The sequence below is a fragment of the Bradyrhizobium sp. WSM4874 genome, from assembly GCF_055811835.1.
Genome location: NZ_JBVVPR010000046.1, coordinates 1 through 13,059 on the forward strand (window position 1 = coordinate 1; position 13,059 = coordinate 13,059).

General features: G+C 65.4%; 12 protein-coding genes. 11 read left to right on the forward strand and 1 reads right to left on the reverse strand.

Translation table 11 applies throughout. The features are described from left to right. Positions 1 to 186: 186 nt before the first annotated feature. Positions 187 to 1,821, forward strand: a complete 1,635-nt coding sequence (locus tag AC0L3P_RS32445) for an alkaline phosphatase family protein (protein WP_473308301.1) — start codon at positions 187 to 189, stop codon at positions 1,819 to 1,821. Between the two features lie 137 nt (positions 1,822 to 1,958). Here the strand turns inward: AC0L3P_RS32445 and AC0L3P_RS32450 are convergent, their stop codons facing one another. Further along, a complete protein-coding gene (locus tag AC0L3P_RS32450; protein ID WP_473308303.1) occupies positions 1,959 to 2,924 on the reverse strand; it encodes a Bug family tripartite tricarboxylate transporter substrate binding protein in 966 nt (321 codons plus the stop codon). A gap of 166 nt (positions 2,925 to 3,090) precedes the next feature. On the opposite strand from AC0L3P_RS32450, the gene proB reads away from it, so the two are divergent. The 10 genes from proB to AC0L3P_RS32500 all read left to right on the forward strand — a co-directional run bounded on the left by proB (position 3,091) and on the right by AC0L3P_RS32500 (position 12,964). Beyond that, positions 3,091 to 4,212: a glutamate 5-kinase gene (proB, locus tag AC0L3P_RS32455; RefSeq protein ID WP_354064634.1), complete on the forward strand. Its 1,122-nt coding sequence runs from the start codon at positions 3,091 to 3,093 to the stop codon at positions 4,210 to 4,212. A 266-nt stretch (positions 4,213 to 4,478) separates the two neighbouring features. Further along, positions 4,479 to 5,774 (forward strand): glutamate-5-semialdehyde dehydrogenase, encoded by a 1,296-nt coding sequence (locus AC0L3P_RS32460; RefSeq protein WP_473308307.1) that lies wholly within the window; start codon positions 4,479 to 4,481, stop codon positions 5,772 to 5,774. A 20-nt stretch (positions 5,775 to 5,794) separates the two neighbouring features. Continuing rightward, positions 5,795 to 6,439 (forward strand): nicotinate-nucleotide adenylyltransferase, encoded by a 645-nt coding sequence (locus AC0L3P_RS32465; protein WP_473308309.1) that lies wholly within the window; start codon positions 5,795 to 5,797, stop codon positions 6,437 to 6,439. A gap of 238 nt (positions 6,440 to 6,677) precedes the next feature. Beyond that, positions 6,678 to 7,034 carry a ribosome silencing factor gene (rsfS, locus tag AC0L3P_RS32470; RefSeq protein WP_007604366.1) on the forward strand — a complete coding sequence of 119 codons (357 nt, stop codon included), beginning with the start codon at positions 6,678 to 6,680 and terminating at the stop codon, positions 7,032 to 7,034. 93 nt (positions 7,035 to 7,127) lie between these two features. Further along, the gene (gene rlmH, locus AC0L3P_RS32475) at positions 7,128 to 7,610 is read left to right on the forward strand and encodes a 23S rRNA (pseudouridine(1915)-N(3))-methyltransferase RlmH (RefSeq protein WP_354209647.1); all 483 of its coding nucleotides are present in this window, start codon (positions 7,128 to 7,130) and stop codon (positions 7,608 to 7,610) included. Between the two features lie 33 nt (positions 7,611 to 7,643). After that, positions 7,644 to 8,990: a murein hydrolase activator EnvC family protein gene (locus AC0L3P_RS32480; RefSeq protein WP_473308311.1), complete on the forward strand. Its 1,347-nt coding sequence runs from the start codon at positions 7,644 to 7,646 to the stop codon at positions 8,988 to 8,990. Then, positions 8,987 to 10,342, forward strand: a complete 1,356-nt coding sequence (locus AC0L3P_RS32485) for a S41 family peptidase (RefSeq protein ID WP_018459850.1) — start codon at positions 8,987 to 8,989, stop codon at positions 10,340 to 10,342. Before AC0L3P_RS32480 ends, AC0L3P_RS32485 begins: the two co-directional genes overlap by 4 nt. A gap of 144 nt (positions 10,343 to 10,486) precedes the next feature. Continuing rightward, positions 10,487 to 11,719 carry a divergent polysaccharide deacetylase family protein gene (locus AC0L3P_RS32490; RefSeq protein WP_473308315.1) on the forward strand — a complete coding sequence of 411 codons (1,233 nt, stop codon included), beginning with the start codon at positions 10,487 to 10,489 and terminating at the stop codon, positions 11,717 to 11,719. 75 nt (positions 11,720 to 11,794) lie between these two features. Next, on the forward strand, positions 11,795 to 12,298 hold the full coding sequence (locus tag AC0L3P_RS32495; protein WP_473308319.1) for an RNA pyrophosphohydrolase: 504 nt from the start codon (positions 11,795 to 11,797) through the stop codon (positions 12,296 to 12,298). Between the two features lie 165 nt (positions 12,299 to 12,463). Continuing rightward, the gene (locus tag AC0L3P_RS32500; RefSeq protein ID WP_275174176.1) at positions 12,464 to 12,964 is read left to right on the forward strand and encodes an RNA pyrophosphohydrolase; all 501 of its coding nucleotides are present in this window, start codon (positions 12,464 to 12,466) and stop codon (positions 12,962 to 12,964) included. Positions 12,965 to 13,059 lie beyond the last annotated feature (95 nt).

Consider the following 13,059-nt stretch of genomic DNA (forward strand, 5'->3'; position numbering starts at 1 on the left):
CCCCACGCCGGTCCCCCCCCTCGGGCCTCGGGCGGGCCGTCGGGGGGGGGGGGTTTTTTTTTTATTCCCCCCGCCCCCCGCCTTCCGCGCCTCCCGCCCGGGGGGGGGGCCACGACGTTGGGAGAGGTTGTCACCGGCGTTCCGATAGCGCAGCATCGGCCAATCAAGAAACGGCAGGGATGATTCATGGCGCGCGCGAAGAACGTTCTCTGGATCATGTGCGACCAGCTTCGCTACGACTATCTCGGCTGCACCGGCCATCCCCGGCTTAAGACACCGAACATTGACGCCATGGCGAAGCGCGGCGTGCTGTTCAGCAAGGCCTATGTGCAGTCGCCGATCTGCGGCCCCTCGCGGATGTCGTTCTACACCGGGCGCTACATGCGCTCGCACGGCTCGCACTGGAACGGCTGGCCGTTGCGCGTCGGCGAGCCCACCCTCGGCGATCACCTCAATAAGCTCGGCGTGCGCAACGTGCTGGTCGGCAAGACCCACATGGCGCCCGATCTCGAAGGCATGAAGGCGCTCGGCATCCCGCCGGAATCGATGATCGGCGTGCACGTCGCCGAATGCGGGTTCGATCCCTATGAGCGTGACGACGGCCTGCATCCCACGGGGCGGCCGCGTCCGAAATACGACGAATATCTGCGCCAGCAGGGGTTTGATGCGCCCAATCCCTGGGAGCATTGGGCCAATTCAGGCGCGGCCGAGGACGGCTCGCTCCAGAACGGCTGGCTGCTCGTGCATGCCGACAAGGCCGCGCGCGTGCCGGACGAGCATTCCGAGACGCCCTACATGACGCGGCGCGCGATGGACTTCATCAGCGAGGCCGAGACCGACGGCAGGCCGTGGTGCCTGCATCTGTCCTACATCAAGCCGCACTGGCCCTACATCGCGCCCGAACCTTACGCCAGCATGTATTCGGCATCGGACATGATCCCGGCCATCCGCTCCGAGCGCGAGCGCCAGAATCCGCATCCGGTGTTCGGCGCCTATATGGATATGCGCTACTCCCGCAACATGGCGCGCGACGATGCCCGCGAGAAGGTGATCCCGACCTATATGGGCCTGATCACCCAGATCGACGACCAGATGGGCGTGCTGATGAAGCTCCTGGAGGAGCGCGGCCTCTCGGACAGCACCATGATCGTGTTCACCTCCGATCACGGCGACTATCTCGGCGATCACTGGATGGGCGAGAAGGACCTGTTCCACGAGCAGTCGGCGAAGATCCCGCTCATCATCATCGATCCCTCGAAGGGGGCGGATACGACGCGCGGCATGCGCAACGATGCGCTGGTCGAAGCCATCGATCTCGCGCCCACCTTTGTCGACTATTTCGGCGGCAAGGTGCCGGGCCACATCCTCGAAGGGCGCTCGTTGCTGCCGCTGCTGCGCGGCGAGAGCCCGCCGGATTGGCGCAAGGTGGCGTTCTCCGAATACGACTATGTCATGCAGGACGTGCGGCTGAAGCTGAACCAGCCGATCGAGCGCTGCCGCCTGTTCATGGTGTTCGACGGCCGCTGGAAATACATCCACGCCTCCGGCTTCCGCCCGATGCTGTATGACCTCGAAACCGATCCGGAGGAATTTCTCGATCGCGGCGACGACCCTGAGTGCGCCGGCATCATCGCGCGATTGCAGGCCGAATTGTTCGACTGGGCGCTGCATCCCAACGACCACATCACCACGTCCCGCGAGAAGATCGCGGCCTATGCCGACAACCAGCTCCAGGTGAAGGGCGGCATCCTGATCGGGATCTGGGATGAAGCGGAGCTGGCGTCGATCAAGGATGGCATCGCGCAACGCGCGAAGCTGTAGGTGAGCGGAACGAGGCTCTCTCGGCTCGTCATGCCCGGGCTTGACCCGGGCATCCGCGTCTTGCGTCAAGTGGCGGTACACGTGGATGGCCGGGACAAACCCGGCGATGACGGCGGAGAGCGGAGCGGAAACAGAAACTAATTCTCGATCTTGTATCCCGTCGCCTTCACGATCGGCTGCCAGAACGCGGTGTTGGCGGCGAGCTCCTTGATCAGACCTTCCGCGCTACTGCCGACCGGGATCAGCCCGATCGCGGTGAGCTTTTCCTTCACGTCGGGCTTGGCGAGCGCGGCGCTTGCGGCCGCGCCGAGCTTGCTCGCGAATTCCGGCGAGCTGCCGGCGGGAAGCCACATGCCGTACCAGGCGTCCGCGACGAGATCGATGCCGCTCTCCTTCAGCGTCGAGACTTCCGGAGCGAACGGCGAACGTTCGGCGCTCGCGACCGCGATGATCTTCACGCCCTTGGCGCGATGCTGCGGCAGCGCATCGGCCAACGTGACGATGCCGAAGGAGATGTGACCGCCGATGATGTCGTTGAGGATGGGCGCGCTGCCCCGATAGGGCACGCGCGTCATGGCAATGCCGAGGTCTTTCTCGAGCTTGGAGCCCATGAAATGCGGGATGGTGCCGTTGCTCGGCACGCCGAACGACGCCTTGTCCGGATGCGCTTTCAGCCAGGCGACAAATCCCTTGAAATCCGCGGCGTCGATCGTCGGATTGATCACGACGGCGAACTCGAACCGCGCCAGCAGCGACACCGGGACGAAATCCTTTGCGGTATCGAAGCTCGGGGTCGTCTCCACCATCGGCAGCAGGTACATCGTAGGCCCGGTCGTCACCAGCACCATGCTGCCGTCGGGGCTGCCCCCCTTCACCGCCTTGATGCCGATCAGACCGTCACCGCCGGTGCGGTTTTCGACCACGATGGTCCGCTGCAGCGCCGGCGCCATCTCCTGCGCGATCAGCCGGCACAGCGTGTCGCCGCCCGCTCCCGCCGCGAACGGGAAGATCATTTTTGTCAGCCCGGCCTGAGCTTGCGCCGCGCCCGCTTGCGCCAACAACGGCAACCCGAGGCATCCGGCGATGAAGTTGCGGCGATCCATTGGTTTCCTCTTTGAGCCCATTATGGTTGGCGACAGTTAGAGCCAGACGAGCGTTCCGGACAAGCGCCGTTTACCATTCCGGCCGCCTTGCGCCGGCCATCGTCCTGCTGCAAAAGCAGGCCCTACCGGCGCCGCTCTCCAGCACATACACACACCACATACATAGATGGCCAGCCCCGAACTCAGTCAATTCCGCCGCATCGTCGTCAAGGTCGGCTCCGCGCTGCTGGTCGATTCCGACAAGGGCGAGGTGCGGGCGTCCTGGCTTGCCGCGCTCGCCGACGACATGGCCAAGCTGCATCGCGAGGGACGGGACGTTCTCGTCGTCTCTTCCGGCTCGATCGCGCTCGGCCGCAGCCGCCTGAAATTGCCGCGCGGCCCGCTGAAGCTGGAGGAGAGCCAGGCGGCCGCCGCCGTCGGTCAGATCGCGCTGGCGCGGATCTGGTCGGAGGTCCTTGGCGCCCACGGCATCGGCGCCGGCCAGATCCTGGTGACGCTGCAGGACACCGAGGAGCGCCGCCGCTATCTCAACGCGCGCTCCACCATCGGCAAGCTGCTGGAGTGGCGCGCGATCCCCGTGATCAACGAGAACGACACGGTCGCGACCAACGAGATCCGCTACGGCGACAATGACCGGCTCGCCGCACGCGTCGCCACCATGGCGAGCGCCGACCTGCTGGTACTGCTGTCCGATATCGACGGACTTTACGACGCCCCGCCGAAGAACAACCCGAACGCCAAGCTCATTCCGGTCGTCGACAGCATCTCCTCGGAAATCGAGGCCGTCGCAGGCGACGCCGAGTCCGAACTCTCCCGCGGCGGCATGCGCACCAAGGTCGAAGCCGCAAAAATCGCGACCACCGGCGGCACGCATATGCTGATCGCCTCCGGCAAGATCGAGCATCCGTTGCAGGCGATCGCCGATGGCGGCCGCTGCACCTGGTTCCTGACGCCGGCCAATCCCATCACCTCGCGAAAACGCTGGATTGCAGGCTCGCTGGAGCCGAAGGGCACGTTGACGATCGACGCCGGCGCGGTCGCGGCGCTGCGCGCCGGCGCCAGCCTGTTGCCGGCCGGCGTGACCAAGGTCGAGGGCCAGTTCGCCCGCGGCGATGCCGTGATCGTGCGCGGCCCCGACACCAGCGAGGTCGGCCGCGGCCTGATCGCCTATGACGCCGACGATGCCGAGCGGATCAAGGGCCGCTCCTCCCCGGACGTGATGGCCATCCTCGGAATCAGCGGCCGCTCGGAGATGATCCACCGGGATGATCTGGTGGTGGGCGGGTAGCGCTCGGCAGGCGCCCAAACCGTCATGCCCGGGCTTGTCCCGCCTGCGCGGCCGAAGCCGCTTCGGCGAGGCGAAGGCCCGGGCATCCACGTTGTTTGGACCGCGTGGCAATCCGTGGATGGCCGGGACAAGCCCGGCCATGACGCCGTAGATGGGTCATTGGCCCAGCCGAACCAGCAAGTGAACCCCTGCCATACCCTCCCGACCCTTCGCAAAAGCGGGATTTCCGTGCTAGGACACCGCCTTAGCAGAAGGTTGAAACTCCCATGGCCGCCCCCCTCAAAGCCGTCGACGGCAATGCCGATCTTCAGGCGCTGATGACCGATCTCGGTACCCGTGCCCGCGCTGCCGCGCGCGTGCTGGCGCTGGCGCCGCCGGAGCAGAAGAACCGGGCGCTCGAGGCCATGGAGCGGGCGATCCGCAACAATGCAGCCGCGATCCTTGCCGCCAATGCCGAGGAGGTCGCCGAGGCCCGCGCCTCCGGCAATGCCACCTCCTCCTTCATCGATCGCCTGACGCTGACGCCGGCGCGGGTCGAGGGCATGGCCGAGGGCATCGGCATCGTGCGCGGCATTGCCGATCCGGTCGGCATCGTCACCGAGAGTTGGCAACGGCCGAACGGCATGACCATCGAGCGCGTGCGCGTGCCGCTCGGCGTCGTCGGCGTGATCTTCGAGAGCCGGCCGAATGTTGCGGCGGACGCCGGCGTGCTGTGCCTGAAGTCGGGCAATGCCGTGATCCTGCGCGGCGGCTCCGACAGTTTCCGCTCCTGCCGCGCGATCCATGACTGCCTGGTGCAGGGCCTGCGCGAAGCGGGTCTCCCCGAGGCCGCGATCACGCTGGTGCCGACGCGCGACCGCGCGGCGGTGGGCATGATGCTGTCGGGATTGAACGGCGCCGTCGACGTGATCGTGCCGCGCGGAGGCAAGAGCCTCGTTGCGCGCGTCGAGCAGGAAGCGCGCGTGCCGGTGTTCGCGCATCTCGAAGGCGTCAACCACGTCTACGTCGACGGCAGCGCCGACCTCGCCATGGCAAAGTCGATCGTGCTCAACGCCAAGATGCGCCGCACCGGCGTCTGCGGCGCCGCCGAGACGCTGCTGGTCGATCGGGCCGCTGCCGGTAAAAACCTGAAGCCGCTGATCGAGATGCTGATCGAGGCCGGCTGCGAAGTGCGCGGCGACGACGCCGTGCAAAAGACCGATGCGCGCGTCAAACCCGCGAGCGCGGACGATTGGGATACCGAATATCTCGATGCGATCATCGCGGCGAAGGTGGTGGACGGCGTCGACGGCGCGATCGCGCATATCCAGAACCACGGCTCGCACCATACCGATGCCATCGTGAGCGCCGATGAGAGCGCTGCGAAGAAATTCCTGAGCGAGGTCGATTCCGCGATCGTGCTGCACAACGCCTCGACGCAGTTCGCCGACGGCGGCGAGTTCGGCTTCGGCGCCGAGATCGGCATCGCCACCGGCAGATTCCATGCCCGCGGCCCGGTTGGCGCCGAGCAGCTCACGAGCTTCAAATATCGCGTTCACGGCACCGGGCAGACGCGGCCGTAGACGACGCAGGGCGCGGGGCATTGAGCAACAATTTCGTCGCGCCACGTTTCTTCGCGCAGGCCATACCGACCCATACCTCGGGCATGCGCATCGGCCTGCTCGGCGGCTCGTTCAACCCGCCGCACCAGGCCCATCGCGCGATCAGCCAGTTCGCGCTGAAACGCCTCCAGCTCGATCGCGTGTGGTGGCTGGTGACGCCAGGCAATCCGCTGAAGGAGAACGGCGCGCTGCACGAACTCGGCGAGCGCATGCAGGCGGCGCGCGACGTGGCCGACGATCCCAGGATCGAGGTGAGCTGTCTCGAATCCGTCATTCGCACCCGCTATACCATCGACACGATCAACACCTTGCGCCGCCGCCTCTCGGGCTTGCGCTTTGTCTGGATCATGGGCGCCGACAACCTCGCTCAATTCCATCGTTGGCAGCACTGGCGGCGCATCGCCGACCAGGTGCCGATTGCGGTCATCGACCGCCCGCCACAGAGTTTTCGTGCCCTCGCCTCTCCCGCCGCCCAGGCGCTCAGGCGCTATCGGATGCCGGAGAATGAGGCGCCATTGCTTGCCGATCGGGCCGCGCCAGCCTGGGTGTTCCTGACCGGTATGAAGCTGAATCTCTCGTCGACCGGCTTACGGAACCCGGACGGAAGCTGGAAAGGTACGAAGTGAGTCAGATTGTGCGAACGCCATGCGGCCTTCGGGCTCTCTGGCATATTGAAACCCTTAACCCCACATGATGTAGTGTAACCAGTGGGCGCCGGATTCGGCGTTCGCGATACAGTGAAAGGAATGGTCCCTGACCACATCTGTATTGTCCAAGACAGCCTCACCCAAGACGGCTTCACCGAAGTCTGTTTTACCCAAGGTTGCCAAGCCTACGCGTAAAACATCGACCAAAGCTGCGGCCTTGAAGGCGCAACCCGACGCCGACAAGACGCTGAGCCTGATCCTCTCCCGCCTCGACGACATGAAGGCGGAAGAGACGGTCACCATCGACCTTCGCGGCAAATCGGCCTACTCCGACTACATGATCGTCACCACCGGCCGGGCCAACCGGCACGTTGGCGCGATCGCGGAGAACGTCGCCAAAGGCCTCAAGGAAAACGGTATCAAGAACATCCACGTCGAGGGCTTGCCCAATTGCGACTGGGTGCTGATTGATTCCGGCGATGTGATCGTGCACGTGTTCAGACCCGAGGTCCGCGAGTTCTACAGTCTCGAGAGACTGTACACGCAGGGCCCAGGGGCAGCGAAGGCGATCTAGAGGCTGATGGCCGATTTCGATCGGCTGACGCGCATGCTAGCGTCGTGCGCGCGCAGATCGCGCGCGGTCCAGAAAACGCGACCCTGAGATATCATGCGCATAGCTGTCATTGCGGTGGGCCGGCTGAAGCAGGGCCCCGAACGGGAGCTTGCCGAGCGCTATTCCGAGCGGTTCGACGAGGCCGGCCGCAAGCTCGGATTCCGCGAGCTCGTCATCCACGAATTGCCCGAAAGCCGCGCGCGCGATACGGCGACGCGGATGGCCGAAGAGGCCGCGGCGATCTCCGCGCATATCCCCGAAAAATCGGTGCTGGTGGCGCTGGACGAACGCGGCCAGAATCTGGATTCGACCGTATTCGCACGGCATCTCGGCCGCTGGCGCGACGAGGGTGCCGGTCATACTATCTTCATGATCGGAGGGGCGGACGGACTTTCGCCCGAATTGCGCCGTAAGGCAAAGCTCGCGATCGCGTTCGGCTCTGCGACCTGGCCGCATCAAATGGTCCGCGTCATGCTTCTGGAACAGCTTTATCGGGCCGCCACCATTCTGGCCGGCCACCCCTATCACCGCGCGTGATCCGCGCCACAACGAGCACCTTTGCCTAAAGCGATGCGAGCGCCAATTCTCAACCTGCTGCTGATCGCCGGCGTTTTGGGCTCAAGTATTTTGGGCGCAAGCCTCGCGCAAGCTCAGACGCCTGCACCGCAGACTGCGGCCGTCGCGCCCGATGCGATCAAGCAGCGCGAGCAGGAGCTCGAAGCCGCGCGCGCCAGCAAGAAGAGCGCGGAGGAAGCGCAGGCCAAGCTCAAGGCCGAGATCACCTCGCTCGGCCAGGACCGCACCCAGCTCAATCAACAGTTGATCGACACCGCCGCCAATGTGCGCACCGTCGAGACCAAGATCGACGAGGCCGAAGCGCGGTTGCGATCGCTGAACGGCCGCGAGCAGGCGATGCGCAGCTCGCTCGATTTACGCCGCGCCGACATCGTCGAGGTGCTGGCGGCCTTGCAGCGCGCCGGAAGGCGGACGCCACCGGCACTTCTGGTACGGCCCGAGGATGCGCTGCAATCGCTGCGCACGGCGATGCTGCTGGGTGCCGTCGTGCCGGAATTGCGCGGCCGCGCCGAGAAGATCGCCGGCGAGCTCGGCGAGCTCGTGGCTCTGCGCAAGACCATCGCGACCGAGCGCGACCAGCTAGCCTCCGACCGCGACAAGGTGCGCAACGACCAGACCCGGCTCGCGGCTCTGGTCGACGAGCGGCAGCGCCAGCAGGCGTCGCGCGAAAAGGACCTCGACGCCGAGAACGCGCGCGCCGTCGCGCTCTCGCGACAAGTCGGCGATCTCCAGGGGCTGATCGCCAAGATGGAGCAGGATCTGCAAAGCGCAGCCAAGGCGGCAGAGAAGGCGGCTGAGGCCGCCAAGCAGGCCGAGGCCAAGGCTGCTGCAAACGCGGCCGCCAGCGCCAAGACCGGCCCCGGCGCTTTCAAGGATCGTTCCCGGACCACCCCTGCGATGGCCTTCGCCGCGGCCAAGGGCCTCCTGCCTCTTCCAGTTAACGGTAACAAGATCAGGGATTTCGGCGGTTCCGACGGGCTCGGCGGGGTCCAGAAGGGCATTTCGCTGGCGACCAGGCCCGGCTCCCAGGTCACGACGCCGTGTGATGGCTGGGTTGTCTATGCCGGCCCCTTCCGCAGCTATGGACAACTCTTGATCCTCAATGCCGGGGGCGGGTATCATGTGCTGATCGCCGGGATGGAGCGCATTTCGGTCAACATCGGTCAGTTTGTGCTCACGGGGGAGCCTGTCGCGACCATGGGGTCGACTTCTCAAGTCGCCTCCATTCTCGCCACGAACGCGAGTCAACCTGTGCTCTATGTCGAGTTCCGCAAAGACGGCACTCCAATCGATCCAGGCCCATGGTGGGCCGCAAATGAAGGCGAGAAGGTTCGCGGATGATGCGCAAGACTTCAGTTATCCTCCTCAGCGCGGCCACCGGTGCGGCGCTGACGCTGTTCGTGACGCAACCGCGCGCAGTCTTCATGGGCTCCAGCGCGCGAGCCGCCACCGCCGACACCTATCGCCAGCTCAATCTGTTCGGCGACGTCTTCGAGCGCGTGCGCTCGGACTATGTCGAGAAGCCCGACGACACCAAGCTGATCGAATCCGCGATCAGCGGCATGCTCACCGGTCTCGATCCGCATTCGAGCTACATGGACGCCAAGAGCTTCCGCGACATGCAGGTGCAGACCCGCGGTGAGTTCGGCGGCCTCGGCATCGAAGTCACGATGGAAGACGGCCTGATCAAGGTGGTCTCGCCGATCGATGACACCCCGGCCTCGCGCGCCGGCGTCATGGCGAACGACATCATCACCAATCTCGACGACGAAGCTGTGCAGGGCCTGACCCTGAACCAGGCGGTCGAGAAGATGCGCGGTCCCGTCAACACCAAGATCAAGCTCAAGATCATCCGCAAGGGCCAGGACAATCCGATCGACGTCACGCTGGTGCGCGACAACATCCGCGTCCGCTCGGTGCGCGCTCGCGTCGAGGCAGACGACATCGCCTATATCCGCATCACGACCTTCAACGAGCAGACCACCGAAGGCCTGAAGCGCGAGGTCGCCAACCTCTCGAATCAGATCGGCGACAAGCTGAAGGGCTACGTCATCGATCTCCGCAACAACCCAGGCGGCCTGCTCGAGGAAGCGGTCACCGTCTCCGACTCTTTCCTGGAGAAGGGCGAGATCGTCTCGACCCGCGGCCGCAATGCCGAGGAGACCCAGCGCCGTACCGCGCATACGGGCGACCTCACCAAGGGCAAGCCGGTCATCGTGCTGGTCAACGGCGGCTCGGCTTCGGCGTCGGAGATCGTCGCCGGCGCGCTGCAGGACCACAAGCGCGCGACCATCGTCGGCACGCGCTCGTTCGGCAAGGGCTCGGTGCAGACCATCATTCCGCTCGGCTCCGGCAACGGCGCGCTGCGTCTGACCACGGCGCGCTACTACACGCCGTCGGGCAAGTCGATCCAGGCCAAGGGCATCGTGCCCGACATCGAAGTGCTGCAGGACGTGCCCGACGAGCTGAAGTCGCGCACCGACACCAAGGGCGAAGCTTCGCTGCGCGGCCATCTCAAGAACGACGGCGACGAGAAGACCGGCTCGCAGTCCTACGTTCCGCCGGACGCCAAGGACGACAAGGCGCTCAAGCTCGCCGACGATCTGCTCCACGGCATCAAGAACAGCGCCTCCGCGGCGCCCACCCCGGGCGGTGACAAGGCCACGACCGACAAGCCCAAGGCGGCGAACTAACTCGGCGCATCGCGATCTGTCGAAAAGGGCGGCTCCTCGGGGCCGCCTTTTTTGCTTGGAACTCCTGATATCCCCGGCCTATCCCGGCCTGCCGCCGCTTGACCCCGGCGTGGTATCGTCCTCCCGAGTGATTCGGGATCGCGCATGACTGAAACGGCCGATGATCTGAGCGCCCCGCTCGGACGGGACAAGCCGCGCCGGAAACGCCGGCTGCGGCTGCCGTTCACGGCCATGCAGCTGCTGGCAGTCATGCTCGGCCTGTTCCTGGTCACCTTTGCCGGCTTCGCCATCTTCAACAAGGATCCGCTCGGCGGCGAGCCGATGACGCGGCTCGCGATCCGTGAGCCCAATCCCGCAGACAAGGCCGGCGACGACAAGCCGGCCGCGGTCGGCCACGGCCAGGACAGCAAACAGGAAAGCAAGCACGAGACCAGGGACGCACCGAAGCAGGCGGGCGAGCAGAAGACCGTCACCATGATCGACGGCTCCACCGGCACGCGCCACGACGTGGTGATCGGCGGCGATGCCGCCGGCAAGAGCGAGGCGGCCTCGGCCTCCGCACCGCCGCCCGTCATGGCCGGAATCGACCCAAAACTTCTTGAGAAATCGCGCTATGGCATGATCCCCGCGGTTTCCGGGGATCTGAAGCCGTTCAACGTCTATGCGGCGGATGCCGACCGCGCCAAAGCCGCCAAGATGCCGGTGGTCGCGATCCTGATCGGTGGCCTCGGCGTCGGCGCTGCCAAGACCACCGATGCCATCATGCGACTGCCGCCGGCGGTGACGCTGGCCTTTACGCCTTATGGCTCCGATCCAGGAAAACTCGCTGAGCGCGCCCGCGCTCAGCGCCACGAGATCTTTCTCCAGATCCCGATGGAGCCCTATGACTTCCCCGACAACGACCCGGGACCGCAGACGCTGCTGACCTCGCTGAGTGCCGACCAGAACATGGACCGCCTGTACTGGCATCTGAGCCGGATGCAGGGCTATGCCGGCCTCACCAACTTCATGGGCGCCCGCTTCATCGCGACGGAGCCGGCGATGCAGCCGATCATCCGCGAGGCGGCCAAGCGCGGCCTCGGCTTCTTCGACGACGGCTCCTCGCCCCGCAGCATCGCGCCGCAGGCCGCCGGCAGCCAGGCTATGCCGTTCGGCAAGGGCGATATCGCGATCGACGCGGTGCCGACCCCGGCCGAGATCGACCGCGCCCTGACCAAGCTCGAAGCGGCGGCGCGCGAGCGCGGCGTTGCCGTTGGCACCGCCTCGGCCCTCCCGGTCTCGATCGAGCGCATCGGCGCCTGGACCAAGACATTGGGCGACAGAGGTATCCTTTTGGTGCCATTGACAACCGCGATGCTGAAATCAAAATCCAGCTAAATCAACGGATTGGTACGGCACAGGCCCGCGGGGCCTGCTTCAGCCTTACCGACGGCATGCGAGAGGTCTGGCGGAATGGCGCGTTACGAGGATCTGCCCTACCGGACCTGCGTCGGCGTGATGTTGCTCAACAAGGACGGACTGGTGTTCATCGGCCGGCGCGCCGGCGGTATCGAGCATGTCGACGACACCCATGTCTGGCAGATGCCGCAGGGCGGCGTCGATCCCGGCGAGGACAATTGGGAGGCCGCCAAGCGCGAGCTCTATGAGGAGACCAGCGTGCGTTCGGTCGAGCGGCTCGGCGAGGTTCCGGACTGGCTCACTTACGACATTCCACGCACGGTCGCCGGGCGCGCCTGGAAGGGCCGCTACCGCGGCCAGCGCCAGAAATGGTTCGCGGTCCGCTTCACCGGCATGGACAGCGAGATCAACGTCGAAAAGCCCGGCGGCGGCCACAAGGCCGAGTTCGTGAGCTGGCGCTGGGAACCGATGAAGAACCTGACCGGGCTGATCATCCCGTTCAAGCGCCCGGTCTACGAGCGCGTGGTGAAGGAATTTTCCGCGCTGGCGCAGGATTAGTTCAAGGCGCCATTCCAGGTTGATGCTAGAGCCAGTTCCGTTCCGATGGAATCGGAACGGGGCTCTAGTTTTTTATTTTGACGCGTTTTCTTGACGCGAACCGGTATCCACTTCGCTCGAAAACGCTCTAATGCACAGCCTGGAATGACGACGAGAGATCGACGCGTGAGCACTGAAAAACCCTACCGTCCCAATGTCGGAATCGCGCTGTTCAATGCCGATGGCCGCGTGCTGATCGGGCACCGCTTCAAGGGCGACGGTCCCGAGATCATCCTGCCGGGCCTTGATTGGCAGATGCCGCAGGGCGGCGTCGATGAGGGCGAGGATTTGCGCGATGCCGCGCTGCGCGAGCTCTGGGAAGAGACCAGCGTCAAGAGCGCAATTTATCTCGGCGAGACCGACTGGCTGACTTACGAATTCCCGCCCTATGACGGGCCGCAGACGCATCGGCTGGCGAAATTCCGCGGCCAGCGCCAGAAGTGGTTCGCCCTACGCTTCACCGGCAAGGACGACGAGATCGATCCGCTGACGCCACGCAACGGGCAGCCCGCCGAGTTCGACGCCTGGCGCTGGGAGCGGCTCGATCGTGTCCCCGATGTCGTGGTGCCGTTCCGCCGCCACGTCTACAGCGCGGTGGCACAGCAGTTTGCGCCGTTCGCAAACTAAGAACGTAGAGGCCTTTCACTGCTTAGGACGGGCATGGGTGACCGCACAAGCAGCCGCGGGCTCGCTCAGCCTCTCCCGGTTGCGGGAGAGGCGGC

Bases quoted from the DNA above. Each gene is read 5' to 3' on its own strand.
- proB (WP_354064634.1), top strand. From the start codon at position 3,091: ATGGCCAGCCCCGAACTCAGTCAATTCCGCCGCATCGTCGTCAAGGTC.
- AC0L3P_RS32445 (WP_473308301.1), top strand. From the start codon at position 187: ATGGCGCGCGCGAAGAACGTTCTCTGGATCATGTGCGACCAGCTTCGC.
- AC0L3P_RS32490 (WP_473308315.1), top strand. From the start codon at position 10,487: ATGACTGAAACGGCCGATGATCTGAGCGCCCCGCTCGGACGGGACAAG.
- AC0L3P_RS32480 (WP_473308311.1), top strand. From the start codon at position 7,644: ATGCGAGCGCCAATTCTCAACCTGCTGCTGATCGCCGGCGTTTTGGGC.
- AC0L3P_RS32450 (WP_473308303.1), bottom strand. From the start codon at position 2,924: ATGGATCGCCGCAACTTCATCGCCGGATGCCTCGGGTTGCCGTTGTTG.
- AC0L3P_RS32495 (WP_473308319.1), top strand. From the start codon at position 11,795: ATGGCGCGTTACGAGGATCTGCCCTACCGGACCTGCGTCGGCGTGATG.
- AC0L3P_RS32485 (WP_018459850.1), top strand. From the start codon at position 8,987: ATGATGCGCAAGACTTCAGTTATCCTCCTCAGCGCGGCCACCGGTGCG.
- rlmH (WP_354209647.1), top strand. From the start codon at position 7,128: ATGCGCATAGCTGTCATTGCGGTGGGCCGGCTGAAGCAGGGCCCCGAA.
- AC0L3P_RS32460 (WP_473308307.1), top strand. From the start codon at position 4,479: ATGGCCGCCCCCCTCAAAGCCGTCGACGGCAATGCCGATCTTCAGGCG.